The following is a 26633-nucleotide window of genomic DNA, read 5'->3' as shown; positions in this document are numbered from 1 at the left end:
CGGATTATCGGGCGTCGCGCGCGCGCAATCAAGCCGGTGCGGTGTCGCGGGAGCCGCCGGGCGAGGGGGCAGGCGCCGTCCGCGCGTTGCCAAGCACGCTCTGCTTGTCGCGGCGGCGCTGCACCGAGGAAGGAATTCGCAGGGCTTCGCGATATTTCGCGACGGTGCGGCGGGCAATATCAATGCCGGCCTGGCGCAATCGTTCCACGATGGTGTCGTCGGACAGAACGGCCGACGGGTCTTCCGCATCGATCAATCGCCGGATGTGGTGACGGACGGTCTCCGCCGAGTGGGCGTCGCCGCCGTCGGCTGAGGCGATCGACGCGGTGAAGAAATACTTCAGCTCGAAGATGCCGCGATTTGTCGCCATGTATTTGTTGGCGGTGACGCGCGATACGGTCGATTCATGCATCTGGATCGCGTCCGCCACGATCTTGAGATTGAGCGGCCTCAAGTGTGCGATGCCGTGCGTGAAAAAGCCGTCCTGCTGGCGCACGATTTCGGTTGCGACCTTGAGAATGGTGCGGGCGCGCTGATCGAGCGCGCGGACCAGCCAGGTCGCATTCTGCAGGCAATCGGTGAAGTAGGTCTTGTCGCCGTCCTTGCGGATGGTCTTCGACAGTTCGGCATAATAGGTCTGGTTGACCAGCACCCGCGGCAGCGTATCGCTGTTGAGTTCCACAAGCCAGCCGCCGTCCGGGCCCGGCCGCATGTAGACGTCCGGCACCACGGTTTGCGTGCGCGCGGTGCCGAACCTCAAGGCCGGCTTGGGATCGAGATGACGGATTTCGCCGATCATCCCGGCGAGGTCTTCGTCATCGACGCCGCAGACCTTGCGCAAACCTGCGAAGTCACGCCTGGCCAGCAGGTCGAGATGTTCGACCAGCGCCTGCATCGCCGGATCGTAACGATCTTTCTCGCGCAACTGGATCGCAAGACACTCGCTCAAATTGCGGGCGCAGATTCCCGGCGGATCGAACGTCTGTAGCACCGCGAGAACGGCCGCTACGTCGCTCATCTCGGCGCCGAGCCTGTCGCCGACCTCGCCGAGGTCGGGGGGCAGGTAACCGGCGTCGTCGACGAGGTCGATCAGATAGCGTCCGATCATGCGCTGCGCCGGCGCCGTGACGGCGACCGCGAGTTGCTCGGCCAGATGCTCACTGAGCGTCACCTCGGCCGCGACGAAGGCCTCGAGATTGTAGCTGTCGTCATTCGAGGCGCCGCCGCCCCATTCGGTGAACGCGGTCGGCGCGGAATCCTGCGCGGTCCGCGCCGCAGCCTCGGACGGTTCTTCCGGAAAGACGTTTTCGAGGCCGCTGTCGAAGGTCTGCTCGATCTCGGTGCGGCTGCCGAGTTCGCGCTTCATCCACTCGTCGGATGCGGGTTCGGAAGGCTGGCCGCCGGAGCGCTCGGTGGTGCCATCACCCCCCAAAGCCGCCGCGTCGTCGCCTTCTGAAAATTCGGTACCGCGGGTGGCGGGTTCCCCGGCGACCAGCGGCTCGGGGCCGTCGCTGGCGCGCTCCAGCAGCGGATTGCGCTCCAGTTCGTCCTCGACAAACGCGGTGAGATCGAGGTTCGACAGTTGCAGCAGCTTGATCGCCTGCATGAGCTGCGGCGTCATCACCAGCGACTGGGACTGTCGGAATTCGAGTTTCTGCGTCAGCGCCATGGAAGCAACATTCGGTCCGGAAGTTGGTCCGATTCTTGCTTAACTGTTTTGCGGCCGGATGTACACGCCTTGAGGGCGACGAAAGTCCACTCCGGCAGCAACTCCGGTCTCGAACACGTCTGGCCGCATTGCTATCGCGGCGCGCAGCCGGTGTGGTCTGCGCACCCGGTCGCCACAAGGCTTGTCAATTCAAGGCTCGTCATTCCAAGGCTGTTTATTCCAAGGTTTGCACCGGGGGCATCGCCGGCTCGGGATCGACCGTGCGCGGTGCAGCCGCTGTCGGTCTCGGTTTCGGGCTTGCCGTCTGCACACCTGGCGCGCGTCGGCTATCGTTGACCGTCGTCAGCCGCCGCTGCGATCGTTTGGCGGATTGCCGGTGCCGCCTGGTCGATGAGCGACGCAGGCCCCACGAACGCGCGATCGACGGCCCGGCGGTATAGCCGACCACCGCGCCGGCGAGCGCTCCGACCGGACCCAGCACCACCGCACCCGACAGCGCGCCCAGCGCGGCGCTGCCGGCACGCTCCTGCGCCAGCGCCGCCGACGAAAGCAGCGGCAATGCCAACGCAACCACGGCAACGATTGTCTTCATTTCATGCTCCCCGTTTGCCGGCGAGCAAGACCGAGAAATGCGGCGACACGAGGAATGTCAGGTCTTCGATCCGCCGGCTGAAGCTCCAAATTCGGCCATCGATACGGTTCAGCTTCGGCCGGCTTGGCCGGCTCCGCCGCGCAAGGCACCACGAGGAAACTTCACATGGTCAAGACGAGCCTCCTTGTTGCCGCCGCGAGTTTGCTGCTCGCGCTCCCGGCGTCCGCCGCGGACCTCTCCTTCACGGGCGAGGCTCCACAAGTCGCGCCGATCGCTCAGGCTCATATGATTTGCGACGACGACGGCAATTGCTACCGCACACACGCGCGGCGTTACGTCCAACGCTGGCATGACGACGACGATGATGACGATGATGGCGCCGTCTACGAACGCCGCGACTATCGTCCGCGCTATTACGCCCCGCGCGCCGGCATCTATCGGGGCTATGGGTATGATGGCCCGGCATTTGGCTTCAGCATCGGCACAGGCCGGTGGTGATCGAATCCGATTCCGCCCACTCGCTGGATTTTTCCTTCCGTACCCATCCGTTGCCGGCGTCGCAGCGCAGTTGGGCTGCCGCTTAACCGGCTACTGGAGAGCGACTCGAATCGTTCCAGTTTAGAATGGTTCTTTTTGCCTGCGACACTTTGTCGTGCCACTCCATGCGCACCTAATCGAGGGGGGAAGCATGGGAAAGAAAAGAACGCTGGCGCGGACCGCGCTGCCGGCGGGGATCCTGTTGTCTGGTTTCATGGCGCTAAGTAGTGCCGCACAGGCAGAGGACTACACGGCATGGCGCGACATCGAAACCAAGTACATCTTCGGATTCACCACCGGCTCCGGTATCGGACTGGAGGGTGAAAAGGAGTTCACGGTCGATGCCATCGGCCGTTTTGGCAAACGTGACGGCAGCTATGGGGCCAGTGAAACCAAATATGAGTTCGAGTTCACGCCGACGCAGTTCATCCAGATCGAGTTCGGCGCGCTGGGATCGACGCACGACATCCGCAACGTGACGGGTCTGGAAGACCGAAGGCAGCTGGCCCTCGGCGGCGGGTTTGCCGAATTCCGCTATCTCGCGCTCGAGCGTACGTCGAGCAATCCGCTCGCGGTGACCTTGGCAGTCGAGCCGACATTCCGTCGTATCGATGAAACCGGCGGCGAGCGCGTCCGCAACTTCGAACTCGAAACCACCATCAATGCCGATCTCGAGCTGGTTAAAAACCGGTTGTTTGCGGGCTTCAATTTCCTTTACGAACCCGAGATCACGCGCACCGCGCTGGACGAAACCGTGCGCGAAGCCAAGCTCGGCGGATCGGCCGCGCTGTCGTGGCGAATCGCGCCAAACGTCGTGATCGGCGGCGAGGCCTGGTACCTGCGCCACTACGACAGCATCGGCCTGCACGACTTCACCGGCGACACGGTAATGCTCGGACCCACCCTCTACGTCCGCCTCGCGCCGAAGATGTTCATGACCGCAGCTTGGAACACCCAAGTTTGGGGCCGCGAGATCGGCAATCCGGTTTCGCTCAATCTCGCCGAATTTCAGCGCAATCGCGCGCGGCTCAAGTTCGCTGTCGAATTCTGACACCCAACACCGGAGATATTTTCATGTCATTTGCACGCGCTTTTCTTCTCGTCGCGACTTCGGCCGCCCTCGGTCTCGCCACGTCCCTGCCGATCGCTCACGCACAACAGACGGCGAGCCTAACGGTGACCTATAGCAACGGCAAATTCCAGCCCTCGACCTTGCATGCGCCGGCCAACACGCCGCTGGCGCTGACGGTCAAGAACCTCGATGCCAAGTCGATGGAGTTCGAAAGCGCCTCCCTGCGCGTCGAGACCGTCATCAACGCGAAAAGCGAAGGCGTGATCAAGCTGCGGCCGCTCCAGCCGGGGAAGTATGAATTCTACGACGACTTCGGCGGCAAGGCTGACGGCACCCTGACGGTCCAGTGACCGGTGCCGCTTTCAGCGGATTCGGCACGAATCAGAAACGTCATGCGAGGGCCACGCTCCGGCATGGCCGCCGGCCTTGTCGAACGCGCTACAGCCGGAATTCCTCGCCGAGATAGAGGCGCCGCACGTCGGGATCGTTGACGATCTCGTCGGGGCTGCCCTCGGTCAGGATTTCACCGGCGTAGACGATGTAGGCGCGGTCGGTCAGCCCCAGCGTTTCGCGGACGTTGTGGTCGGTGATGAGCACGCCGATGCCGCGATTGGTCAGGTGGCGCACGAGGTCCTGGATGTCGCCGACCGCGATCGGGTCGATGCCGGCGAACGGCTCGTCCAGCAGCATGTAGTTCGGGCGCGTCGCCAGTGCGCGCGCGATTTCCACGCGTCGCCGCTCGCCGCCGGACAGTGCGATCGACGGCGTCTTGCGTAAGCGGCTGATGTTGAATTCCTCGAGCAGCGCATCGAGCTCGACCTCGCGCTTCTTCTTGCTGGGCTCGACGACCTCGAGCACGGCGCGGATGTTCTGCTCGACGCTGAGGCCGCGGAAGATCGAGGCCTCCTGCGGCAAATAGCCGATGCCGAGCCGCGCCCGTTGATACATCGGCAGCTTGGTCACGTCGTGACCGTCGAGTTCGATCGCGCCGCGATCCGCCGGGATCAGGCCGGTGATCATGTAGAACACGGTGGTCTTGCCTGCGCCGTTCGGACCCAGCAGCCCGACCGCCTCGCCGCGGCGGACATAGATGCTGACGCCGCGCACGACATGACGCGAGCCGAAACTTTTTTCCACGCCGTGCACGGCGAGGTAACCGGGACGCTTTGCCATCCGCGGCGCGGCGGCGCCGTTGGCGGCGGTGCGCGGACGGGGAGCTTCCGGCGCGCGTCGCGCCGGCGGCCGGGATTGCGGAACGGGCGGGGCGGCCGGCGGAACATCGCGCGGAGCCCCGCGCGCGATCGGCGGCGCATCGCGCACCGGGCTGGTCAGCATGTCGCCGATGGTATCGCCGAGCGCGGTGATGTCCGCCTGGGTCCGCGCAAACGCTTGCGGTCCACGCTTTTGCGGCCGTTTGCGGAACACGTTGAAGATATCCACCATGGCGCTTCGCTCAGCCTCTCACGGTCATCCGCCTGCACGCCACGACGCTCGACCGATTCGCCGCATCACCATGAATGAGGAAACGGACGTTGCCCAGCGAAACACGGGAACTCGACACCCGACTCCGTCGCCGCCTCAAGTCGGCTCGCGGAAGATACGGACGGGCTGCCGCGGGTTCAACCTCTCGCCGCCCAGTTCTCTGGCAATCTTCTGATATCATTTAGGCTTTTGCGATGGTCCGGAGAGCGGCATCGGTCCGGACAGCGGCCCTCCCTGTCCGGACGACTGAAACAGGCCCTGCACCCGCCCGCTGTTCGATTCGACGCGGGACACGCCCGTGGTCATGTCCACGACCAGCTTGTCGCCGCGCAGCACGTTCTTGCCCTGGGTCAGGACGACGCCGCCGAGCATGGTGACCAGGTTGGTCCTGGTGTCGAACACGGCGGTCTGGCCGGTGACGACCTGATCCTTCTGGGTCACCACCACGTTGCCCTTGGCCTCCAGCCGCTTGATCGAGGATGCGCCCGATGGTCCCGGCGTCGCCGAGGCCATCGCCGTCTTCGCCGGCGCCTTGCCTTTGCCATTGGCCGAATTGCCGCTCTCATAATAGACCACGAGAATCTTCGACGTCATGGTGGTGTCGCCCTGCACCACCTTGACGTTCCCGGAGAAGGTTGCCTCTTTTTTCTTGTCGCGCATCTCCAGCGCGGCGGCCTCGATCTGGATCGGCTGATCGCGATTCTGGGAAAAGCCCTGCATCGCGTTGGGAACGCCTTGCACCGCGCTTTGCCCCGCCGCTTCGCCGGCCGCCATCACGGCGACGGCGATCAATCCGCTGCACAGCATGCCGGCGATGCGGACCACCCGCGGGAGATGGCGAGGACTCTGCATGGCCGGATTCATTTCGTTTCGCCGCCCGAATTGCGTTGTATGTGCGACGGACGGCGCGAGGTGTGCGTGCGCTTCGCGCCCGCAGGCGGCGGCGCCGTCTCCTCGGCGGCGGCGGGCTCCGCGGTCGGGAGCGGACGGTCCATCACCAGATGCATCACGACATTGTTTTCGAATCGCACCACGTCGCCCTTTTCGGTGACCTTCATGGTGTCGGCGGTCAGCGTCCCGTTCAGCAATTTGACATCGACGGGCTGGTCCGACGTGACGGTGCCCTGTCCCATATCGACCAGCGCATGGGTCAGCCGCGCCTCGTATCCCGTCGAAGAGCGCATGAGAATATCCTTGTGCAGGTCGAGCATCTGCGTTTTCGTATCGAACAATCCGGTGCGGGAATTCAGCGTCACCGTCGAGCGGTCCTCCATCAGCACCTTGGCGCGCAAGGTATGCAGTTCGACATGATCGGGATCGGTGATGTCCTGCGTCGCCGTCGTGGCCTGCATCTCATAGGGCCGATTGTCCGGTGTGAAGCCGGAAAGATGCGGCGCCTCCATCGTGATTTTGGTGCCGGAGACGACGAGATTGTCCATGTCGAGCGGCAGCTTCGCCAGCGCACGGAAGGGATTGAAGACCGCGATCGCGATCAGCGCGGCCATCACCAGACCAACCACCGCCGGCACCGCGATCCGCAACGCCCGCACCATGCGGCTGTGACGCGCCGCGCGGGCAAAACGTACCTCCAGACCGGCCTGCATTCCGGCCTGATAGGTGGGGTTCTGAACCGAATACACCGCTGCTCCAGGCGCCTGTTCTGGTTATTCTACCCCGAACCGCGGGGTTTCGCAGCCCTGACATCGTGCGACGACGTAACCTCGCGTTCGGCATCACGATCCGCGCTGCCACCGGGGACTTCGGAAACGCAGTTGCCGAACTTGCCCTGACGACCGCCGCAAGCCCGGCGTTACCGAGGACGAGGAGTGTGACCGAAACGGGGCGGAAGCGGGTTGCGGCGCCCCGCCTGGCGGCCATCGCCGCCTGGCGCGGCTCACGAATGCGCGAAGATGTCCTCGGCTCCCCAGCCGGAGAGATCGAGTCTGGCCCTGGTCGGCAGGAACTCGAAACACGCTTGCGCCATCCCGGTGCGATCCTCGCGCGCCAGCATGGCGTCGAGCCTGTCGCGCAGGGCGTGCAGATGCAGCACGTCGGAAGCGGCGTAGGCGAGCTGCGCATCGCTCAGCGTCTGCGACCCCCAGTCGCTCGATTGCTGCTGCTTCGACAGATCGATGTTGAGCAGCTCGCGCACCAGATCTTTCAGGCCATGCCGATCGGTGTAGGTGCGGATCAGCCGCGAGGCGATCTTGGTGCAGTAGACCGGCTGCGGCATCACGCCGAATGCGTTGGAGAGCGCGGCAAGATCGAAGCGCGCGAAGTGGAAGATCTTCACGATGGTCGGATCGGCCAGGAGTTTTTTCAGGTTGGGCGCCTCGCGCTGGCCCTGCGCGATCTGGATCACGTCGGCCGAACCGTCGCCCGGCGACATCTGCACCACGCACAAGCGGTCGCGATGCGGATTGAGACCCATGGTCTCGGTGTCGATCGCAGCCGAACGGGTGTAGCGCGCAAGATCCTGGTCCGGCAGATCGCCGCGGTGCAGGCGGATGGTCATGGATGAAGCCTCGTCGAATCGATGGGAGTGCTAAACTATCGTTGAAATCGTCAACAAACGAGAGGCGGAACTTTCGAAAAGCCCAGACACAGGCTCACCTGGGAACGCGACGCCAAACGGCTAACGAATACTTTTCAATGCACTGATAAATTTGGATTATTTTGGAAGTTCTCGCTGACCTTAGCCGGCCTTGTACGCCCTGCGGCGAGCCATCTTTCAGTAATATCAAGAAAACCGCGGCAGTGTTGGCGGATTGCGATATTACAAGGGGGCCGGATGAAAGCCGAACCACGACAGCGGTCGCCGCGTTTTGCCATCCTGATCGATGCTGAAAATGTTTCGCCGAAATTTGCCGACGGACTCTTCAAGAAAATCGCCCGACTGGGTGACGCGCCGGTCCGGCTCATCTATGGACATTTCTCGGGTCCGAACTTAAAGGGCTGGGCCAGCGTATTACCTGATCATGCGCTCGAAAGGCGTGATCAAATTCGCGCGGCGAAAGGCAAGAATTCTGCGGACATGGCGATGGTCATCGACGCTATGGACCTCTTGCATGACGGTCGGATCAATGGATTTTGTCTGGTCTCGTCCGATAGCGATTTCACGAATCTTGCTGCCCGGCTTCGGCGTGAGGGCGCCAATGTTTATGGGTTCGGCGAAAAGAAAACACCGGACTGCTTTCGGCGGGCCTGCGATAGGTTCATCTCGCTTGAAGGTCTCCTTCCGAAAACGTCCGAACTCAAACCCGGAGTTGTTCCGCCACCGATATTGCCCAGCTCCAAATCCCCAAAGCCGCCGAGCGCCGCCATTCCGATTCTGAACAAGGCGATTTCGCAGATCGAGAGCGAGGACGGCTGGGCACTTCTCGGCCCTGTGGGACAGCAAATATCGAAGCTGTTCTCGGATTTCGATGTTCGCAGCTATGGCTTCGGAAAACTCAGCAGCCTTGTCAGGAAGACGGGCGCATTCGAGATCGACGAGAACAACGGACCGATGCGCATCCGCACCCGGCCCCGCGCGGGCCGGAAACCGGCGTCCTGATGGCTGCGATCGTGAAACTGCGGGGCTCGCCGAAAAACCGATAGTGCCCGGGAAAGGATTGCGCAGTCCGACGCGGCTACCATTGGTTATCAAGTCTTTTTGTATCCAGGCGCGGGGCCGCCTCAAGCGGATCAGGTTCGATTGCAACGCTAGAGCGCTTACCGTTCTGATGGAATCAGAACGGGCGCTCCAAGCTATTGAGTGGTCGCATTTCCTTACAGTGAACCGGTGTCCACTTCACCGGGAGATGCTCCAGGCCACGGCTTTATGCCGGACATCCCACGCCTTGAAATGTTGAAGTCTTCAATCGGTGAATCGGATCAAAACGGCGGATGGCCGGGATGGCTGCGTGAAGACAGGCTCCGTGCTTTCCCGGGCACCGTCGGTTTTTCGGCGAGCCCCGCAGGTTCATGATCGCAGCCATAGCAGGGGATCGGGCTGTCCCTCAGACAAGGGTCGGTCCTTTAACGTCCATTCGCGCTCTATCTCGTGCACATGGACGTCGCGAGCGCCGGCCTTCGTCAATATTTCGACCGCGCGCTTCTCTGCGTCGTCGTCCCGCACATTCACCCACACGACCGTCCCGCCTCGCGAAAGTTGTTTCGAAACGCTGGCGCGGTGGTGGTGCGCTACCGCGCTGGCCAAAAGAACGCCAAGTCCGCCTCCTGCCGCGGCGCCGACAATGATCGTGCCGATTGCCGGCACCGCCAGACCACCGGAGCCGGCAGCGACCGCAGCGGCTGCGACGCAGCCGATATAGAAGGGGATACCTACAAGCGCCGCTTCGCCCTCGACGCGAGATTCCTTTTCGGCAAAGGCTGTCCCCGGCGCCCGGCCGTCGTCCTCGATCTCAATGAGAGTGGGGTAAAGGCCGTCCATTCGCTCCTTGATCTTCTGATCGCTTGCGAGCACGGAAACCGCCGCTCTGTCGAAACCCGAAACCTCGAGTTCGTCAACTGCGGTTTCCAGCGCTTCGAAGTCGGAAAAAACTCCCACGGCTTCGCGCGCGCTATAATTCACCGTCCCGCTTGTGTTTTCGGACATTTTCGGAAACTCCTGTCGGTTTTGTCATTTTCAGCGGCGCTGCTTTGGCAACGCGCCCAGCTAACCGATAGAACTCAGTGCAAGACGACAATGTTCCCGGGTCGAGGCGGCAAAGAAAAGCCGGCGATGGCTCGACGGACATAATCGGTTGCCGTTCGCCAAAATTCGTTCCCGGTATGTCACGTTCACCGACGGGACTCGTATCGGCGCGCCTCGATCGTCCCTCGATGACATAAGCCGACGACATGGCCCGATGACATGGGCCGCGGTCTCGACGATGGGGGGTGTATGCGATGCTGTGTTCGCGGACTTCGATGTCCGTACCTACAGGCTTGGATTTATGGCTTTGGCAGGCTCAGCAGTCCGGTGCGCAAAACCGGTGCAAGTCGAAACCGGCCACTCCAAAAACGGGTCGATGCATCAGGGCGAGGCCCAGCCGTGGACCGGAGTCCGAAAGCTCGCCCCGGACGTGACGACGACAGGTTGTCAACCAGGATTTCCAAACAATGGTGCCCAGGAAAGGACTCGAACCTTCACGACCTTGCAGCCACTGGCACCTGAAGCCAGCGCGTCTACCAATTCCGCCACCTGGGCACGGACCGGGTTAGTAGGCATCGGCCGCGCGCTTGTCAAATCCTTGAATCGGCGTCTGAATGCGGGTGTGTCATCCCGCCGGTTGACGTGCCGAGGAACGGCGGAATATCCATATTTCGACCTGAGACCAACGCCCTTGAGGATCAGACCATGGCATCGAACACGGATACCCTCGTCACGGTTTTCGGAGGCTCGGGCTTCCTCGGCCGGCATGTGGTTCGCGCGCTCGCCAAGCGGGACTACCGTATCCGGGTCGGCGTCCGGCGCCCCGAGTTGGCAGGGCATTTGCAGCCGCTCGGCAAGGTCGGCCAGATCCATGCCGTGCAGGCCAATCTGCGCTATCCGGCGTCGGTCCGCGCGGCGATGCGCGACTCCCATGTGGCGATCAACCTTGTCGGCATCCTGAGCAAGAGCGGCGCGCAGACCTTCGACGCCGTGATGGCCGGGGGCGCCGCGACCGTCGCGAAGGAGGCCGCAGCCACGGGCGCGCGCATGGTGCATGTCTCGGCGATCGGCGCCGACGACAAGTCGGCCTCGGCCTACGCCCGCGCCAAGGCGGCCGGCGAAAAGGCGGTGCTGGCGGCCGTGCCGTCCGCGACCATCCTGCGGCCGTCGGTGATCTTCGGCTCCGAAGACCAGTTCGCCAACCGGTTCGCCGCGCTGGCGCTGATGTCGCCGGTGCTGCCGCTGATCGGCGGCGGCGCGACGAAAATGCAGCCGGTCTATGTCGGCGATGTCGCCGCCGCCGTCGCCGACGCGGTCGACGGCAGGACCAAGGCGGGCGCGGTCTACGAACTCGGCGGTCCCGAGGTGCTGTCGATGCGCGAGATCATCCAGATTGTCCTGCGCGTCATCGAGCGTGAGCGGATGCTGGTGCCGCTGCCTTTCCTGATTGCCCGCTTCAAGGCGATGTTCCTGCAGTTCGCTCCGGGGGCGCTTAAGTTGACGCCGGATCAGGTCGCGCTGCTCAGGACCGACAACGTCGTTTCCGACGCGGCGACGGCCGCGGGCCTGACGCTGCAGGGACTCGGAATCTCGCCGGACTCGATGGAGGCCGTGGTGCCGCAGTATCTCTGGCGTTTCCGCAAGGCCGGCCAGTTCGCGCCGAACGGGGCGTGACGATCCCGCGGGCACGAACGACAGCGCGGATGGGATTATCGCCCCAGCGCCAGCGCGATCAGGCCGAGCGTGCCGACGATCACCCGCCACCAGGCGAAGAACGTAAAGCCGTTGCGGGTGACGTAGCTCAGGAACGCCTTCACCACGACGATCGCCGTGACGAACGACACCACGAAGCCGATCGCGACGATCCCGAGATGGTCGGTCGTCATGTCGGCGCGGTTCTTGTAGAAATCATAGGCGAAGGCCCCGATCATGGTCGGGATCGCGAGGAAGAAGGAAAATTCCGCCGCCGCGCGCTTGTCGGCGCCGAGCAGCATCGCCGAGACGATGGTGGCGCCGGAGCGCGACACGCCGGGAACCATCGCGAGGCACTGCGCGATGCCGATCCAGACATACATCGGTAACGGAAAGGTGGTGGCGTCGTGTTCGTGCGGCTTGTGGTCGAGCTGATCGACCCACATCAGCACCGCGCCGCCGACGATCAGCGAGAAGCACACCACCCACGGATTGAACAGCAGTTCCTTGATGTACTTGCCGGCGATCAGGCCGACCACCACGGCCGGAAGGAAGGCCGCGAGCACGCCGATGACGAAGCGCCGGTCCGCGTCATTGGAGAACATCCCGAGCGCGATCCGCCACAGTTTCGCAAAATAGATCACGACGATTGCGAGAATTGCGCCGAGCTGGATCAGCACCGTGAACGTGTTCCAGAAGTTCCCCGAACCGAGATCGAAGAAACGCTCCGCCAGCAGCAGATGGCCGGTCGAGGACACCGGCAGGAATTCGGTGACGCCTTCGACGATTCCGAGAATGACGGCTCTGATCGCATCGGAAAACATGGAATGGCCTGCTCCGAATCGCATTCGACGCCAGACGGCGAACCCTTCTCGCTTATTCGCCGCATCGCGGCAATGCCGAAATTCGTCGGATCGGCAATCAGGCTCCAGCGCGTTGAAGGCCTGCGCCGTTAACGCATTAGAGATACTTTCTTAAGCATCGCAAACCTATCAAGGGCGCCATGTTCACGCTGTTTCACCACCCGTTCTGTCCGCAATCGCGCTTCATTCGCCTCGCTATCGGCGAGCATGGCCTCGACGTGCGGCCGGTGGAGGAGCGGGTATGGGAGCGGCGTGAAGCATTTCTGGCGCTCAATCCAGCCGGAACCACGCCGGTACTGATCGCCGAAGGCGTCCCCGCGGTCCCCGGCGCCGCCATCATCGCGGACTATCTCGACGAGACCTATGGCGAACGGATCGGCGACCGGCGGCTGCTGCCCACGTCGATGCCCGAGCGCATCGAGGTGCGCCGCCTGATGGCATGGTTCAACGAGAAGTTTTTCGAGGAGGCCTCCGGTCCGCTGGTGACGGAACGCATTTACAAGCGCTTCATGGGCGAGGCCGTCGGCGGCGGCTCGCCTGAGACCGACGTCATGCGCGCCGCCCGGACCAATGTGCGCTATCATCTGGCCTATATCGGCTGGCTGGCGCGGACCCGGAACTATCTCGCCGGCGAGCGGCTGACCTATGCCGATCTCGCCGCCGCGGCGCACCTGTCGGCGATCGACTATCTCGGCGACGTGCCATGGGCCGAGGACGACGCGGCAAAGGCGTGGTACGCGCGAATCAAGTCGCGGCCGTCGTTCCGTCCGTTGCTGAGCGAATGGCTGGCGGGCGTGCCGGCGTCGCGCACTTACGTGGACCTGGATTTTTGAAAACGCCTCGTAGAGCAGTTCATATTGAGATGGAGCTTGCCGTCATTGCGAGCGGAGCGAAGCAATCCAGTTCTTGCTTTAAAAGTATCTGGATTGCTTCGTCGTTCCGTTCCTCGCAATGACGAGAACGGGGCCCGATTCCATCAAAGCCGGAATAGTTCTAGCGGGAGGGGGCTCACCGTTGAACAGTGGCCGGTCGCGGGCATGGCGGTCATCCCCGCCGGTTCTCGTAGGCCTTCAGATGCGCATAGATCGTGTGCAGCTTCGGCACCGGCAGCTTCGCGGCCTCGGCGCGACTGATGAGATCGCCGATGATCTGGTCGGCCTCGACCCGCGCACCGGCTTCGATGTCGCGGAACATGGATGCGGTCAGCGGCGAGCCCTCCGCCGTCAGCATCGCCGTGGTGCGGGTCAGGAATTGCTCGCGCGGCGCGTGACCGGCCGCCTTCGCGATCCCTGCGATTTCGTCGAGTGCGCTGAGGATGAAATCCCGGCCGCCGGGCGCGGCGACGATCTGTCCGATGGACGCGCGCATCAGGCAGGTGGCGCCGGCCAGCGTCGCCAGAAACACCCACTTCTCCCACATGTCCTGGATGATGTCGTCGGACGGGCGCGATCCGCAATTGCCGCTGGCGAAGACCTCAGTGATGGCCTTGACCCGGTCGCTCGTGCCGCCGTCGCGCTCGCCGAAGCCGAGCGACTGCATCGGCGCGAGCTGGACGATCTCGCGCTTGTCGTTGAGCGTGGCCGCGATCGAACACAGGCCGCCGAGCACGCGTTCACGACCGAATGTCGCGTCGAGCGTCTCCAGGTGCCGCATCCCGTTGAGCAACGGGATGATCGCCGTCCGCTGTCCGACCGCGGGCGCGAACGACGTGATCGCGTCATCGAGATCGAACGCCTTGCAGCTCAGCACGACGACGTCGAAGCTCTCGCTCAAGCCGCCGGCCTGCACCGTCGGCGGATTCTTCAGCGTGAAGTCGCCGAGCGGACTCTTGACGACGAGACCGGCGCTCGCCAGCTCAGAGGCGCGTTTGGGGCGCACCAGGAAGGTGACATCCTGACCGGCGTTGAGCACTCTGCCGCCGAAATAGCCGCCGGTCGCGCCGGCTCCCACAACGAGAATGCGCATCGATTTGCTCCGTATTATGTCTTGGGTCCTTCGGTCCCGGTTCGTGCGATGGACTGCTCCCGCCGTTCAGATCAGCCGCTTGATCTCGCGCTTGCGCCAGACCATCAGGTAAAACGCCATTTGCAGCGCCATCATGGTGCAGAACGCGGCGGGATAGGCGATCCAGACGCCCTCGACGCCGATGCGATGGCTGAGGACCATCGCAACGGGCACCTCGACCGCGACGATCGCGAGAATCGACAGTAGCGTCGGCACCAGCACCGTGCCGCTGGCGCGCATGGTGGCCGAGAACACGCCGGCCATGCCGAACGGAACCGTGCTCCAGAGCACGATGAACAGCAGCGTCTGCGCCAGATCGAGCACCTCGGGGCTGGTGATGAAAAGTCCGATGATGATCCGCGACAGCAGATAGCCGAGCGCGACAAGGCCGCCGGTCAAAAGCAGGTTGAGCCAGATCCCGGTGCGGACGATCGCGCCGATCCGCCCGGTCTGGCCCGCGCCGATTGCCTGCGCCGCGAAGATCGACGCGGTGATGGCGATCGAGATCGCCGGGAATTGCACATAGCTCAGCACCTGGTTGACCGCGCCATAGGCGGCGGTGGCGTCGGAGCCGAACCTGTTGACGATGCCGAGCAGGACGATTTCCGCGAGCGACATCACCACCATCTGCACCGCGGTGGGCACTCCGATGCGCAGCACCTTGCCGAGCAGTTCGCGGTCGAGCCGCATGGCGCGCAGAAGCGCTGCATCCGGCGCCAGCGGATGATTCATCCGTCGCATGTGCAATCCGAGCCACAGCAGCGTCACGACCGCCGAGATCGCGGACGCGACCGCGGCGCTGGCGACGCCGAGTTCGGGCAGTCCGAACCACCCCCGGATCAGCGCCGGCGTGACCACGAGCCCGATCAGCGTCGAGATCGCAAGCGCCCACAACGGCGTGACGGTGTCGCCGACCCCACGCATCATCGCGGTGGCGAGCAGGAAGGTGAACGTCGCCGGCATGGTGATCATCATGATGCGGGCGTAGTCGGTCGCGGCGTCGAGAATGTTGGGCGGCGTCGCCAGCGCCATCATCAGATCGCGCGCGAATACGCCGCCGCCGATCGCGATCACGCCGCCGCCGAGCAATGTCAGAGCCAGCGTGGTTCCGGCGATCGCCTTGGCCTTGCCGACGGCGCGCGCGCCCCAGGCCTGACCGATCAGCACCGACGAGCCCGCGCCGAGCCCGATGATGAAGGAGATGAAGAAGAACATCATCGGAAAGAAAATCGAGGCGGCGGCGAGCGCATCGACGCCGATCATCTGGCCGAGGTAGATGCCGTTGATGGTGCCGAACAGCGCCTGAAGCACATTGCTCAGCATCATCGGCATCAGGAAGGCGAGGTACGCCCGCCACAGCGGTCGCGCGGTGGTCATGATCGGATCCTTGCCGGAGTTCAGGCGGCACCGCCGAAAGCAAGCTTGACGATGTGATCGCGGATGTCGTCCGGCCAGCCGGCGATCAGGCCGGCCAGCCGCCGCCGGTCGCCTGCGAACAGCGCGCGCGCGGCCTCCTCGAAGTTTGCAAGATTGCCCGCCATTGCGGACATGAAGTGATAGGCGGCGTCGCGTGCCGCACGGCTGCGATCCCGGTCGCCATTGGCGCGGCGCGCTTCGTCGACCAGCTTGCGCAAGGCGACCGACGCGCCGCCGGGCTGCGCGCTCAGCCAGTCCCAGTGCCGCGGCAGCAGCGTCACCTCGCGGGCGACCACGCCGAGTTTCGGCCGTCCGCGGCCGCGCGGTTCGGCCGGTTTGGAGGCCTCGCAGGCTTCCGCCGTTTCGACCGGCAAGGTCCGCCGCAGGCGAGCCGCGATCTCCTCGTCGGACCCGCGCAGATCGAGGTCGATCGGCCGCCCGGTCGCGTCGCTGTAGATCGCGATCGGATCGGTCGTGCGCGTGCCCGCGCGCTTGACCGCAAGCGCGACGTCGGCAAGCGGACCCGAGACGATGCGCCGCTGGCCCTCGAACGCGGTGAAACAGGAGGTTGGGTCGTGAATCATATGGCGGGTCCGATTGCCGGTTGGTCGGCATTTATTACCCGGATATAATTGGCGCGTCAATATTACCCGGATAAATATTACGAGCGACGGCGTTGAGCTATGCCCCGGCGGGGTGACGGCTTGAAAGACCTGTCCGCCTCAATATCCCGCAGCACTCGATCCGCGGGTTCGCGGATCCGCCGCCCCGAAGAAGCCTTCCGGTGTGATGGCGATGGAGTTGGCCGAGGTCTGCCCCATCGGCATAACGACGGTGTGGCCCCTCGCCCGCAATCCCGCGATGATGTCCTCGGGGAAGCCGCGTTCGGCACGGACCTGATCCGGCAGCCATTGATGATGCAAGCGCGGTGCACCGACCGCAGCGGTAACATTCATATCGTAGTCGAGCACGTTGACGGTCACCTGCAGGACCGTAGAGATGATGCGGCTGCCGCCGGGCGATCCCGTCACCAGCACCGGCTTGCCGTCCTTCAGCACGATGGTTGGGGTCATCGAAGACAGCGGGCGCTTGCCGGGGCCGGGCAAATTGGCCTCGAAGCCGATAAGGCCGTAGGCGTTCGCCGCGCCCGGCGCGGCGGTGAAATCGTCAAGCTCGTTGTTGAGCAGAACGCCGGTGCCCTCCGCCACCAGCCCGACGCCGTAGCTGAAGTTGAGCGTATAGGTGTTGCTGACGGCGTTGCCGAAGGCGTCGGCCACGGAAAAATGCGTGGTGTTGTCGCCCTCATGCGGTGGCGGCAGCGGCACGGCGGCGGCGGGCGTCGCGTGCATCATGTCGATCGAGGCGCGCTGCTTCGCGGCATAGTCCTTGGCCAGCAGCTTTGCGATCGGCGCCTTCACGAAGGCGGGATCGCCGAGATAACGCGCGCGGTCGGCATAGGCGCGCTTCATCGCCTCGATCAGAAGATGCAGCGAATCCACTGAGCCCTGATGCAGGTCGCGCATCGGGAAGCCTTCGAGAATATTGAGCGATTCGACCAGCACCGTGCCGCCGGACGACGGCAGCGGCATCGAGACGATGTCATAGCCGCGGTAGCTGCCGCGCACCGGCTCGCGGACCAGCGGCCGATAGGACCTGAGATCGTCCAGCGTCATGATCCCGCCGGCGGCGCGGATACCCTCCACCAGCTTCGAAGCCACCGGGCCTTCATAAAAACCGCGCGGCCCGTGGTCGGCGATCGCGGTCAGCGTCGCCGCCAGATCGGTTTGAACCAGAAGATCGCCCTCGCGCAGCGAACTGCCGTCGGGGCGCGAAAATATCGTCATCGATGACGGCCAGTGCGCCAGACGCTTGTGCCATCGCGGCAGCGTATCGGCGCTGTCGTCCGTGACTTTGAGCCCGTCGCGCGCCAGCGCGATCGCGGGCTTGAGCAGATCGGCGAGCGTGAACTTGCCCGAACCGTATCCGTCGAGCGCCAGCGCCAGTCCGGCGACGGTGCCGGGCACGCCGATGCCGAGCGCCGAATCGCGCGACTTCGCAGGATCAGGCTTGCCGCCGGCGCCGAGGAAGATGTCGCGCCTGGTTGCGCGAGGTGCGGTCTCGCGATAGTCGATGGCGATGTCTCGATTGTGGTCGGCAAGGTGAATCACCATGAAGCCGCCACCGCCGATATTGCCGGCGCGCGGATAGGTGACCGCCATGGCGAAGCCGGTCGCCACCGCCGCATCGACCGCATTGCCGCCACGCGCCAACACGTCCGCGCCGATTGCGGCCGCGAGCTTCTCCTGCGCCACCACCATGCCGTGTTTCGCAACGACTGGGCGGATCGCACCGGAGGCGAGCGGCGCGGAGGCGCCGCGCATATCCTGCGCGGACGCCGGCGCCCAGAGCATCATCAACGCCGCGAGCGCAAGGAAGAATACGTGCCGACGTGACCTGCGGCGGATCATGCATTGCTCCAAGGGTAATGCTGGTGTCTTTCCGTCAACCAATCGATGCTATAGGGAATTCGGCGCGCGAGGCGAGATGCCCCGCATAATTCAACGGGACATATCGATCATGACGGTGACGACAGCCGTACCCGCGGGCAACGCCGATCTCGGGGCGCGCTATGCGTCGCGCACCGCGGTCGCGAGCTGGATCATGTTCGACTGGGCGGCGCAGCCCTATTTCACGCTGATCACGACCTTCGTATTCGCGCCCTATTTCGCAACCTTCGTCGCGGCGACGCCGGCCCAAGGGCAATCGCTGTGGGGGTTTGCGACTGGCGCGGCCGGCATCGTGATCGCGCTCGCCTCGCCGGTGCTCGGTGCCATCGCCGATGCCAGCGGCCGGCGCAAACCGTGGATCGCAGTGTTCGGCGCGCTGCTGGTGATCGGCTCCAGCCTGATGTGGATCGGCAAGCCCGGCGACGCCGGCGTGATCCTGCCACTGCTGATCGCCTATGGCATCGCCACCATCGGCGTCGAGTTCGCCACCGTGTTCAACAACGCGATGATGCCGTCGCTGGTGCCGCCCGAGAAGATCGGCCGCCTGTCGGGGACCGGATGGGCCACCGGCTACATCGGCGGGATCCTCAGCCTCGTCCTGGTGCTCGGTTTCCTCGCCGCCAATCCCGATACGGGAAAAACTCTGTTCGGCTTTTCGCCGCTGTTCGGTCTCGATCCCGTCGCCCATGAGGGCGACCGCATCACCGGTCCGCTGACGGGCCTGTGGTTCGTCATCTTCGTGCTGCCGATGTTTTTCCTGACGCCGGATTTCCCGGCGAAGCGTCCGCTGCGAACGGCGCTGCGCGAAGGATTGATCGAACTGCGCAGGACGCTCAGCGAATTGCCGAAGCGGAAGTCGATGGCGACCTTCCTGCTCGCCAACATGATCTACACCGACGGGCTGGTGTCACTGTTCGCGTTCGGCGGCATCTATGCCGCCGGCACCTTCGGCTGGCATACCATCCAGATCGGAACGTTCGGCATTCTGCTCGCCGTTGCCGGCGCGCTCGGCGCGTGGATCGGCGGCAAGCTCGACGATCGGGTGGGTCCGAAATTCGTCATCGCCGCGAGCATGATTGTCTTGCTGTCGGCGATTGTGGCGATCCTGATGGTCGACAGGGATTCGATCCTGTTCGTGAAGGTCGCTCCGCCCGTGCCCGGCGGCGGCTTGTTCGCAGCACCCGCGGAGAAGGCCTATCTTATCCTCGGCTGCCTGATCGGCGGTGCCGGCGGTCCGTTGCAGGCGGCCTCGCGGACGCTGTTGATCCGGATGGCGCCGAAGGATCGCATCGCGCAGTTTTTCGGATTGTTCGCGCTGACCGGAAAGGTGACGTCGTTCGTCGGTCCGCTGCTGGTCGGCCTCATCACCGCGATTACCGCGAGCCAGAAGGCGGGCATGGCGGTGCTGGTGCTTTTCTTCCTCGCGGGGCTTGTGCTGTTGTCCCAGGTTCGGGTGCGGGAGTAGCCTCGCCTTCCGCGTTCAATCCGCCGCGTTGATCGTCCCTGACGGCGGCGACTTCTCGCCCAGCAGGACACCGTTGACGACCAAACCATATTTCGATGTCGGCTGGTCGTGGAATCGCTTGCGGGTATCCGCGACCGACCCGACGAACCTCGGATCCTGCGGCCGCTCCTGACTGTCCATGTAGGTGGCGATGTCCCAAGCCTCCTGATCGCTCAGCGAGCCGCCGAGACCGAGCGGCATGTTGGCCTTGATGAAGCCTGCGGCGTTGTTGATCGAGGCCATGCCCGCTCCCCAGTTGAACGAGCGCGGTCCCCATAGCGGCGGAAACACGGTTTGTCCGTCGGCCGATTTTTGTCCCTTGCCGTCGCCGCCATGACACAGCGAGCAATGCTGTACGTAGGCCTTGGCGCCGCGATCATAGTCGGCCGGCTGTTCCGGCGCTTTCAGCTTGGGATAGCCCTGGCCCTTGACGGCGACGCCGGTCGGACCGCCCTTCGCCAGGAAGTAGGCATAGCTCTCGAGCGCCACCAGCACCTTGTCGTTGAACGGAGGCGCCTTGCCGTTCATGCTGAAACGGAAACAGCCTTGCAGCCGCTCCTGGAAGGTATTCACGTGGCCGTTCTTCGCGCGATAGGCCGGGTAAAGAAGATAGGCGGCGCCTAACGGCGCTGAGTTCGGCTGGCGGCCGCGGTCGAGGTGACAGTTCGAACACTGCAGATCGTTGCCGACGAAGCCCTTTGCATTGCGCTGGGTATCGTGGAAGATCGCCTGGCCGAGCCGCACCATGTCGCCGAATGGCCCGTTCGGAATGTCGCTATCCGCTGGGGGCGTATGGGAGGGGCGCACGGCTTCCGTCTTTGCTGCCGGAGGCCGCTCCGGCGTTGCGCCCGTCAACGGGGCCGCCGCGCTGGCGGACAGCATGTACCCGATGAAGCCGGCGGCCGCGAGGGCGAGAACAGCCGCGGCCGAGATTGAGTGTGCAACCGGATTGCGGCTCATGGCTTGGCTTCCTGGCTCTTGGCTGGTGCCGGCGCGGGCAGGCTCTCGTAGTAGGCGGCGACGCTCTTGATCTGGTCATCGGTCAGCTTGTTGGCGACATTGGCCATCACGCCCATGGGATCGTTCTTGCGATCGCCGGCCTTCCACGACCGAAGGGCTTTCTCGATATAGACGGCCCATTGTCCCGCGAGACGCGGAAAGTCCGTTCCGACGCCAAGGCCGGCGGCTCCGTGGCATTGTCCGCATCCGGGCAGGTCTTTTGACCAGTCGCCGGTCGCGGCGAGCTTCGCTCCGGCCGCGACCAAGGCCGGATCAGCCGGCGAGGTTCCCGACTTCGGCGTCGTCATATCGGCATAGTAGTTCGCCAGCGCTTTTTTATCGTCGTCCGACAACTCCGACGCGATCATCATCATGATGCGGTTCTTGCGCGTTCCGTCCTTGAAACTCGCAAGCTGACGTTGGATGTATTGGGCGTTGAGGCCGGCGAGACGTGGCACGCCGGTTGCCGGCTGGCCCTCCCCCTGCTTGCCGTGACATGGTGAGCAGGACGCCGCTCCGGCGGGTATCACGTTCGTGGTGGTGTTTTTCCCATCCGCCGCAAGCGCCGGCAGCGCCGACATGCCAAGAAGCAGAAGTGCTGCGCCTACCACCGATCTCATCCGTTTTGCCCCCACATTCGCTCTCAAGGTTTGCGTGTCGTCCGGAGCGGGCTTCAATGCCGAAAATGCCGGATGCCGGTGAACACCATGGCGATGCCGTGCTCGTCGGCGGCCTTGATCACCTCCTCGTCGCGCATCGAGCCGCCGGGCTGAATCACCGCGGTGGCGCCGGCCTCGACGCAGGCGAGCATCCCATCGGCGAACGGGAAGAATGCATCCGATGCCACGACTGAGCCTTTGGTCAGAGGCTGCGCCAATTTCAGTTCGCGCGCGGCATCCTCCGCCTTGCGCGCGGCGATACGCGCGGAGTCGACGCGGCTCATCTGCCCGGCTCCGATGCCGACGGTGGCGAGGTCTTTGGCATAGACGATGGTGTTCGACTTGACGTGCTTGGCGACGCGGAAGGCGAAACGCAGATCGCGCATTTCGGCGTCGCTCGGCGCACGCTTGGTCGCAACCTTCAGCGCCATATCGTCGACGACGGCGTTGTCGCGGTCCTGCACCAGAAGTCCGCCGGCCACTGTCTTCGCGGTCAGGCCGCGCGCGCGTGGATCGGGCAGGCCGCCGGCCAGCAGCAGCCGCAGGTTCTTGCGCTTGCCGATGATCGCAATCGCTTCCTCGGTCGCATCGGGCGCGATGATGACCTCGGTGAAGATGCCCGCGACAGCATTGGCTGCGTCGGCATCGAGCGTGCGATTGAAGGCGATGATGCCGCCATAGGCCGACGTGGTGTCGCAGGCGAGCGCCTTGCGATAGGCGCCGGCGAGATCGGCGCCTTCCGCGACGCCGCAGGGGTTGGCGTGCTTGATGATGACGCAGGCCGCGGTGCGCGTCGCATCGAACTCGGCGACGCACTCGTAGGCGGCGTCGGTGTCGTTGATGTTGTTGTAGGACAGCTCCTTGCCCTGCAACTGTCGCGCGGTGGAGACGCCGGCGCGACGATCGGGCGTACGGTAGAATGCGGCGCTCTGGTGCGGGTTTTCGCCGTAGCGCAAGGTCTGCGCCAGACGCCCGCCGAAGGCGCGATAGTCCGGCGTGTCGGTCGCAAGCTGCACCGCGAACCAGTTCGAGATCGCGGCATCATAGGCGGCGGTGCGCGCATAGGCTTTTGCGGCGAGGCGCTTGCGCAAGCCCAGCGTGGTCGCGCCCGCGTTGGCTTTGAGTTCGTCGAGCACCGCCTGATAGTCCTGCGGTTCGACCACGACCGCGACGTCGTCGTGGTTCTTCGCGGCGGCGCGGATCATCGCCGGCCCGCCGATGTCGATGTTCTCGATGCAGTCGTCGTAAGGCGCGCCTTTATCGACGGTGGCCTCGAACGGATACAGATTGACGACCAGCAGGTCGATCGCCGCGATGCCGTGGTCCTTCATCGCTTTCGCATGATCGGCGTTGTCGCGGATCGCGAGCAGGCCGCCGTGCACCTTGGGATGCAGCGTCTTGACCCGGCCGTCCATCATTTCCGGAAAGCCCGTCAATTCGGAGACGTCGCTGACCTGCAGCCCCGCTGCAGCGATCGCCCTGGCGGTGCCGCCGGTCGAGACCAGGTCTATGCCGAGGCCAGCGAGCGCGCGGGCGAACGCGATCAGGCCGGTCTTGTCGGAAACGGAAAGCAGGGCGCGGGTGACGCGGCGCGGTCGGTCGGTCATGAGGATGATCCTGGGATTAAGTCCGCCCGTTAACATGATTTCGCGGCGCATGAAACCGGCCTTGTCCGGCGTCCCGACGGCGCCGGCCACAGAACGCGCGGCTACAGCGGCAATTCCGGCTCGCGCCGCGCATTGCGGCGGGCGTTGGTGGCCGTGACCGAGGCGGTCGAACGGACGAAACTCCAGCGCACGCTGGGGGCCTCCCGGGCATTCTGATGAATCACGATTTGCGTGGTGCGGCGGGGGCCGTCGTTGCCGGCGAGAAACACGCTGTCTTCGAGGTCGACCCGGTCGTCGGGCGCCTCGAACGTCCAGACCTCGCGGTTCGGCAGCACCAGCATCACCCCGCGCGCATCGCTGAGACGGCTCGCCTTCACCGACGGATGCAGATGGAAACGCAATGCGTAATCGATCTGACTGCCCTTCATGCGGCCACCGGGCGCGGGCGCCAGCGTGTCCTCGCCCTCCAGCCGCGAGCCGTCGCGCGTTATCGTCAGAACGCGGCGATGGATCAGGCCGAACCGGGCGAGATAGCCGTCATGCGACGCCGTCAATCGTTCGACTTCGTCCACGGTCTCGCGGGAGCTTTCGACATTGGTCGGGCCGCCGACGATCGGCGCGCCTTGCAGCAGCCGCTTCATCGCCGACCGTTCGACGAACTGACATGACGATGTCGCATGGCAGGTCAGCGTGGAATGAGCCGGCGTTGAGCGCGCGAAAGTGCGCCAGTTGTCGCGGCCGGTCGAGGGCGTGCCGCAATTGGTCACGATCCGGTTCGGACCGGAGGATAGTTCGAACGACAGGCAGCCGGCATGTGCCTCCTCGCTGAGGTTCGAGGGCGGCGGCGGTCCGGTGTCGACGATCAGCGCCGTCGCTCCGGCGTCGAGCCGCTGGAAGCCGGTGTGCGGCATGTTGGCCATCGGTATGCCGCGGGTGTCGTCATAGGCCAGCAGCGTCGCCAGGAGGTCGGACGGCGCGCCGCTCATGCCGTTGAACAGTGCAACGCTGCCGTCGCCGTGGCGGAAGAAGCGCAGCATCGGCATCATGCGGTCGATGGCGTTCAGTAGCGCCGGCGGCGGCGCGATGTTGCGCGCGGCGAAGGTTTGCCGGAGCGGCAACAGGTCGATCAGCAGTTCGATCAGGGCGCCGGGATTGCGCGAGACATGGCCGCCGTCGGGCAGGATCTGCCGCCGCAATTCGTCGGACAGCTTGCGCGTCGCGGTGCGGATGGTGCGGGCCTGGTTGGCAAGACACAGCGAGGCGTAGCACAGCGCGATCAGTACCTGGAGCCGTGCCGCGCCGTCGGGGGCGTCGTGCAGACCGAAACGCAACAGGCGGATGTCGCGGGCAAGCGCGCGCAGATAGCGGCGATAGAATTTTCCGTCGGTATCGCCGAGCACGAGCGGCGCCTGCGACAACAGCGAGATAACGCGGCGCGCCATGACGTCGGCGCGCCGCCCGAGCGGCCGCCTGCGCGCCGGATTCGATATCCAGTCGTCCACCAGCGATCGCGCATTGGCGCGCGTGATCGCGGTATCGGCGGCGCGCAGATGCCGCAGCCAGCCGAAACCCAGTAGCGCAGCTTCCCAATCCTCGGACGGCGGTTCGAGGTCGAAGATCGAGCGGGAATGACAGGTGACGATCTTGCCCGCGAAAACGAAGCGGCCGGCGTAGATCTCGGCGGCGCGGGTGGCGTCGGCGGTGCGCAGGTCGTGCGGTGCGATCGTCAGCCGGTCGGTGCGGCCGGGCCACAGCCGCGACAGCGCCGCCGGCCCGTCGCTGGCGCGCGCGATCGTCCGTCGCGCGAAGCGGCGGAGCAACAGCGTTGAAATGCGTTTGCGATGAGCGATCGACACGCGTGCCTTTGGTGTGAGGATTCCCGCGAATCCCTTTGAGTTGATGGGGACTCTTTCGTGAATCCTTTTTAATCCGGAAAGGCCGGCAACGCACTATCTTGAAATGTCGCGAATTTCCCGGATTCGATTTGGGAAATCAGGAGCTGGTCAATCAGGATTTAGTCAATCGTGCCGCGTAGAAGCCGTCGAGCCCGCCCATCCTGGGGTCATCGTGCGGCAGATGGCAGGGCAGGGTGCGCAAATCGCCCGCCGGTGTCACGATATCCTCCAGTCCGGCCACTTCCGCGGCGCTAACCGGCACGCGCCGCACGCCTGCCTCAGATGCGAGCAGCGCGCCGACGACGTGCTCGCCCTCCTCGGGTTCCAGCGAGCAGGTGCAATAGACCAGCGTTCCGCCGGGCTTGAGCAGCGCGAACGCTTTTTGCAGCAGCCGCTTTTGCAGGGCCGTCAGCGCCGCGATATCCGAATCCTGCTTGAGCCAGGCCACGTCCGGATGACGGCGGATGGTGCCGGTCGCGGAGCAGGGCGCGTCGACCAGCACGCCATCGAAGCCGTCGCCGGCATCGTCGTCCTGCCATTCGACGGCGTCGGCGACGACCGCTCGCGCGCCCAGCGACAGCCGGCCGAGATTTTCGCGCAGCCGCGCCACCCGATTTGGCGACCGGTCGACCGCGGTCACGTCCGCGCCGGCCTGCGCGAGCTGCGCGGTCTTGCCGCCCGGTGCCGCGCAGAGATCGGCGACGCGCCGTCCTTTGAGATCGCCGAACAGCCGCGCCGGCAGCGCGGCGGCGGCGTCCTGCACCCACCACCGTCCTTCGGAAAATCCCGGCAGCATTGTCACCGGGCCCTGCAACGAGGTGCGAACGGTCCCGGTCGGCAGAATCTCGCCGTGCAGCCGCGTCGCCCACTGCTCCGCGTCCGCCTTGACGGTGAGATCGAGGGACGGTTCGTGGCCGATCGCCGTGGCAATGGCTTTCGCAGTGCTTTCGCCGTAGTTCACGGTCCACCGCGTCATCAGCCACGACGGAATATCGAGCGCCTCCGATCGAACCTCGTCGATCAGGGGCTGGCCTTCGCGCGCGCAGCGGCGCAGCACCGCGTTGACAAGTCCCGCATATTTCGCCGCGCGGCGGTCGGATTGCACGAGCCGCACCGACAGATCGACGGCCGCATGATCCGGCACGTCCATCCAGAGAATCTGCGCCGCGCCGATCAAAAGCGCGCTCTGCGCGCGCGGCGCATCGGTCGGAATGCCGCGATCGAGCAGCCGCGACAGCACATGGCCGAGGGTTCCGAGCCGGCGCAGGATCGTCGCAACCAGCCGCCGCATCAAGGCGCGGTCACGATCGGCGAGCGCTTTCAGGCCGGGATGCGCGGCGGCGCCCTCGAGCTGTTCGTCGAGCGTGCGGTGCTTATGCAGGACGCCGTCGAGGATATCCGCTGCGATGCGCCGGGCCGCGAGGCCGGGGACCTCGACAGGCGGTGCGAATCTGGTTGACGGCATGAGGCAGGCACATCGCTTAAGAATGAGGGAT

24 protein-coding genes and 1 tRNA gene are annotated in these 26633 nt (G+C 64.7%); 7 read left to right on the top strand and 18 right to left on the bottom strand.

Features of this window, described 5'->3' with window-relative positions:
• Positions 1-28 precede the first annotated feature (28 nt).
• Together rpoN and V4R08_RS11180 are read right to left on the bottom strand one after the other, a co-directional pair.
• The gene (gene rpoN, locus V4R08_RS11185) at positions 29-1669 is read right to left on the bottom strand and encodes an RNA polymerase factor sigma-54 (protein ID WP_335579420.1); all 1641 of its coding nucleotides are present in this window, start codon (positions 1667-1669) and stop codon (positions 29-31) included.
• Between the two features lie 214 nt (positions 1670-1883).
• A complete protein-coding gene (locus V4R08_RS11180) occupies positions 1884-2261 on the bottom strand; it encodes a DNA-directed RNA polymerase subunit N (protein ID WP_335579419.1) in 378 nt (125 codons plus the stop codon).
• Positions 2262-2426: 165 nt separating this feature from the next.
• Here V4R08_RS11180 and V4R08_RS11175 point away from each other — a divergent pair, with 165 nt between their 5' ends.
• From V4R08_RS11175 to V4R08_RS11165, 3 genes are all read left to right on the top strand, one after another.
• Complete coding sequence (locus V4R08_RS11175; protein ID WP_335579418.1) at positions 2427-2759, top strand: hypothetical protein; 333 nt, start codon at positions 2427-2429, stop codon at positions 2757-2759.
• Between the two features lie 190 nt (positions 2760-2949).
• Positions 2950-3849 (top strand): DUF6662 family protein, encoded by a 900-nt coding sequence (locus V4R08_RS11170; RefSeq protein ID WP_335579417.1) that lies wholly within the window; start codon positions 2950-2952, stop codon positions 3847-3849.
• A gap of 23 nt (positions 3850-3872) precedes the next feature.
• Positions 3873-4220, top strand: coding sequence for a cupredoxin domain-containing protein (locus V4R08_RS11165; RefSeq protein ID WP_335579416.1), 348 nt, complete (start codon positions 3873-3875; stop codon positions 4218-4220).
• A gap of 88 nt (positions 4221-4308) precedes the next feature.
• Here V4R08_RS11165 and lptB read toward each other — a convergent pair whose 3' ends face one another.
• The 4 genes from lptB to V4R08_RS11145 form a co-directional block, all read right to left on the bottom strand.
• Positions 4309-5313, bottom strand: coding sequence for an LPS export ABC transporter ATP-binding protein (gene lptB / locus V4R08_RS11160; RefSeq protein WP_335579415.1), 1005 nt, complete (start codon positions 5311-5313; stop codon positions 4309-4311).
• Between the two features lie 216 nt (positions 5314-5529).
• Positions 5530-6204, bottom strand: coding sequence for an LptA/OstA family protein (locus tag V4R08_RS11155; protein ID WP_442935656.1), 675 nt, complete (start codon positions 6202-6204; stop codon positions 5530-5532).
• A gap of 8 nt (positions 6205-6212) precedes the next feature.
• The gene (gene lptC / locus V4R08_RS11150; protein WP_335579414.1) at positions 6213-6992 is read right to left on the bottom strand and encodes an LPS export ABC transporter periplasmic protein LptC; all 780 of its coding nucleotides are present in this window, start codon (positions 6990-6992) and stop codon (positions 6213-6215) included.
• 254 nt (positions 6993-7246) lie between these two features.
• Complete coding sequence (locus V4R08_RS11145) at positions 7247-7867, bottom strand: ribonuclease D (protein ID WP_335579413.1); 621 nt, start codon at positions 7865-7867, stop codon at positions 7247-7249.
• Between the two features lie 276 nt (positions 7868-8143).
• Here V4R08_RS11145 and V4R08_RS18220 point away from each other — a divergent pair, with 276 nt between their 5' ends.
• Positions 8144-8908, top strand: coding sequence for an NYN domain-containing protein (locus V4R08_RS18220; RefSeq protein WP_442935655.1), 765 nt, complete (start codon positions 8144-8146; stop codon positions 8906-8908).
• 408 nt (positions 8909-9316) lie between these two features.
• Here the strand turns inward: V4R08_RS18220 and V4R08_RS11130 are convergent, their stop codons facing one another.
• Positions 9317-9952 (bottom strand): hypothetical protein, encoded by a 636-nt coding sequence (locus tag V4R08_RS11130; RefSeq protein WP_335579412.1) that lies wholly within the window; start codon positions 9950-9952, stop codon positions 9317-9319.
• Between the two features lie 507 nt (positions 9953-10459).
• Positions 10460-10546: transfer RNA gene (locus V4R08_RS11125), tRNA-Leu, on the bottom strand.
• Between the two features lie 150 nt (positions 10547-10696).
• On the opposite strand from V4R08_RS11125, the gene V4R08_RS11120 reads away from it, so the two are divergent.
• Entirely contained in the window at positions 10697-11665 is a 969-nt protein-coding gene (locus V4R08_RS11120) for a complex I NDUFA9 subunit family protein (RefSeq protein WP_335579411.1), read from the top strand.
• A 35-nt stretch (positions 11666-11700) separates the two neighbouring features.
• Here the strand turns inward: V4R08_RS11120 and V4R08_RS11115 are convergent, their stop codons facing one another.
• Entirely contained in the window at positions 11701-12507 is an 807-nt protein-coding gene (locus tag V4R08_RS11115) for an undecaprenyl-diphosphate phosphatase (protein ID WP_335579410.1), read from the bottom strand.
• Positions 12508-12686: 179 nt separating this feature from the next.
• Here V4R08_RS11115 and V4R08_RS11110 point away from each other — a divergent pair, with 179 nt between their 5' ends.
• Positions 12687-13379 (top strand): glutathione S-transferase family protein, encoded by a 693-nt coding sequence (locus tag V4R08_RS11110; RefSeq protein ID WP_335579409.1) that lies wholly within the window; start codon positions 12687-12689, stop codon positions 13377-13379.
• A 211-nt stretch (positions 13380-13590) separates the two neighbouring features.
• On the opposite strand, the gene panE is transcribed toward V4R08_RS11110, so the two are convergent.
• The 4 genes from panE to ggt form a co-directional block, all read right to left on the bottom strand.
• Entirely contained in the window at positions 13591-14511 is a 921-nt protein-coding gene (gene panE / locus V4R08_RS11105; RefSeq protein ID WP_335579408.1) for a 2-dehydropantoate 2-reductase, read from the bottom strand.
• 66 nt (positions 14512-14577) lie between these two features.
• Positions 14578-15927, bottom strand: a complete 1350-nt coding sequence (locus tag V4R08_RS11100) for an MATE family efflux transporter (protein WP_335579407.1) — start codon at positions 15925-15927, stop codon at positions 14578-14580.
• Between the two features lie 20 nt (positions 15928-15947).
• Entirely contained in the window at positions 15948-16550 is a 603-nt protein-coding gene (locus tag V4R08_RS11095; RefSeq protein ID WP_335579406.1) for a DUF2239 family protein, read from the bottom strand.
• A gap of 138 nt (positions 16551-16688) precedes the next feature.
• Positions 16689-18434, bottom strand: a complete 1746-nt coding sequence (ggt, locus tag V4R08_RS11090; protein WP_442935654.1) for a gamma-glutamyltransferase — start codon at positions 18432-18434, stop codon at positions 16689-16691.
• Between the two features lie 109 nt (positions 18435-18543).
• Between ggt and V4R08_RS11085 the strand changes: the two genes are divergently transcribed.
• Positions 18544-19938, top strand: coding sequence for an MFS transporter (locus V4R08_RS11085; protein WP_335579405.1), 1395 nt, complete (start codon positions 18544-18546; stop codon positions 19936-19938).
• Between the two features lie 15 nt (positions 19939-19953).
• Here the strand turns inward: V4R08_RS11085 and V4R08_RS11080 are convergent, their stop codons facing one another.
• The 5 genes from V4R08_RS11080 to V4R08_RS11060 form a co-directional block, all read right to left on the bottom strand.
• Positions 19954-20937, bottom strand: coding sequence for a c-type cytochrome (locus tag V4R08_RS11080; protein ID WP_335579404.1), 984 nt, complete (start codon positions 20935-20937; stop codon positions 19954-19956).
• On the bottom strand, positions 20934-21596 hold the full coding sequence (locus V4R08_RS11075) for a c-type cytochrome (protein ID WP_335579403.1): 663 nt from the start codon (positions 21594-21596) through the stop codon (positions 20934-20936). The genes V4R08_RS11080 and V4R08_RS11075 overlap by 4 nt, the downstream gene beginning before the upstream one ends.
• 53 nt (positions 21597-21649) lie before the next feature.
• Complete coding sequence (purH, locus tag V4R08_RS11070) at positions 21650-23242, bottom strand: bifunctional phosphoribosylaminoimidazolecarboxamide formyltransferase/IMP cyclohydrolase (protein ID WP_335579402.1); 1593 nt, start codon at positions 23240-23242, stop codon at positions 21650-21652.
• Between the two features lie 101 nt (positions 23243-23343).
• Positions 23344-25098, bottom strand: coding sequence for a heparinase II/III family protein (locus V4R08_RS11065; RefSeq protein WP_335579401.1), 1755 nt, complete (start codon positions 25096-25098; stop codon positions 23344-23346).
• A gap of 151 nt (positions 25099-25249) precedes the next feature.
• Complete coding sequence (locus tag V4R08_RS11060) at positions 25250-26602, bottom strand: RsmB/NOP family class I SAM-dependent RNA methyltransferase (RefSeq protein ID WP_335579400.1); 1353 nt, start codon at positions 26600-26602, stop codon at positions 25250-25252.
• Positions 26603-26633 lie beyond the last annotated feature (31 nt).

The sequence above is a fragment of the Nitrobacter sp. NHB1 genome (assembly GCF_036964665.1).
Taxonomy (GTDB): domain Bacteria; phylum Pseudomonadota; class Alphaproteobacteria; order Rhizobiales; family Xanthobacteraceae; genus Nitrobacter.
Note: the sequence above shows the minus strand (reverse complement) of the source record. Positions and strands in the feature narration are given on the sequence as shown.

Bases quoted from the DNA above. Each gene is read 5' to 3' on its own strand.
- rpoN (WP_335579420.1), bottom strand. From the start codon at position 1,669: ATGGCGCTGACGCAGAAACTCGAATTCCGACAGTCCCAGTCGCTGGTG.
- V4R08_RS11180 (WP_335579419.1), bottom strand. From the start codon at position 2,261: ATGAAGACAATCGTTGCCGTGGTTGCGTTGGCATTGCCGCTGCTTTCG.
- V4R08_RS11175 (WP_335579418.1), top strand. From the start codon at position 2,427: ATGGTCAAGACGAGCCTCCTTGTTGCCGCCGCGAGTTTGCTGCTCGCG.
- V4R08_RS11170 (WP_335579417.1), top strand. From the start codon at position 2,950: ATGGGAAAGAAAAGAACGCTGGCGCGGACCGCGCTGCCGGCGGGGATC.
- V4R08_RS11165 (WP_335579416.1), top strand. From the start codon at position 3,873: ATGTCATTTGCACGCGCTTTTCTTCTCGTCGCGACTTCGGCCGCCCTC.
- lptB (WP_335579415.1), bottom strand. From the start codon at position 5,313: ATGGTGGATATCTTCAACGTGTTCCGCAAACGGCCGCAAAAGCGTGGA.
- V4R08_RS11155 (WP_442935656.1), bottom strand. From the start codon at position 6,204: ATGCAGAGTCCTCGCCATCTCCCGCGGGTGGTCCGCATCGCCGGCATG.
- V4R08_RS11145 (WP_335579413.1), bottom strand. From the start codon at position 7,867: ATGACCATCCGCCTGCACCGCGGCGATCTGCCGGACCAGGATCTTGCG.
- V4R08_RS18220 (WP_442935655.1), top strand. From the start codon at position 8,144: ATGAAAGCCGAACCACGACAGCGGTCGCCGCGTTTTGCCATCCTGATC.
- V4R08_RS11130 (WP_335579412.1), bottom strand. From the start codon at position 9,952: ATGTCCGAAAACACAAGCGGGACGGTGAATTATAGCGCGCGCGAAGCC.
- V4R08_RS11120 (WP_335579411.1), top strand. From the start codon at position 10,697: ATGGCATCGAACACGGATACCCTCGTCACGGTTTTCGGAGGCTCGGGC.
- V4R08_RS11115 (WP_335579410.1), bottom strand. From the start codon at position 12,507: ATGTTTTCCGATGCGATCAGAGCCGTCATTCTCGGAATCGTCGAAGGC.
- V4R08_RS11110 (WP_335579409.1), top strand. From the start codon at position 12,687: ATGTTCACGCTGTTTCACCACCCGTTCTGTCCGCAATCGCGCTTCATT.
- panE (WP_335579408.1), bottom strand. From the start codon at position 14,511: ATGCGCATTCTCGTTGTGGGAGCCGGCGCGACCGGCGGCTATTTCGGC.
- V4R08_RS11100 (WP_335579407.1), bottom strand. From the start codon at position 15,927: ATGACCACCGCGCGACCGCTGTGGCGGGCGTACCTCGCCTTCCTGATG.
- V4R08_RS11095 (WP_335579406.1), bottom strand. From the start codon at position 16,550: ATGATTCACGACCCAACCTCCTGTTTCACCGCGTTCGAGGGCCAGCGG.
- ggt (WP_442935654.1), bottom strand. From the start codon at position 18,434: ATGATCCGCCGCAGGTCACGTCGGCACGTATTCTTCCTTGCGCTCGCG.
- V4R08_RS11085 (WP_335579405.1), top strand. From the start codon at position 18,544: ATGACGGTGACGACAGCCGTACCCGCGGGCAACGCCGATCTCGGGGCG.
- V4R08_RS11080 (WP_335579404.1), bottom strand. From the start codon at position 20,937: ATGAGCCGCAATCCGGTTGCACACTCAATCTCGGCCGCGGCTGTTCTC.
- V4R08_RS11075 (WP_335579403.1), bottom strand. From the start codon at position 21,596: ATGAGATCGGTGGTAGGCGCAGCACTTCTGCTTCTTGGCATGTCGGCG.
- purH (WP_335579402.1), bottom strand. From the start codon at position 23,242: ATGACCGACCGACCGCGCCGCGTCACCCGCGCCCTGCTTTCCGTTTCC.
- V4R08_RS11060 (WP_335579400.1), bottom strand. From the start codon at position 26,602: ATGCCGTCAACCAGATTCGCACCGCCTGTCGAGGTCCCCGGCCTCGCG.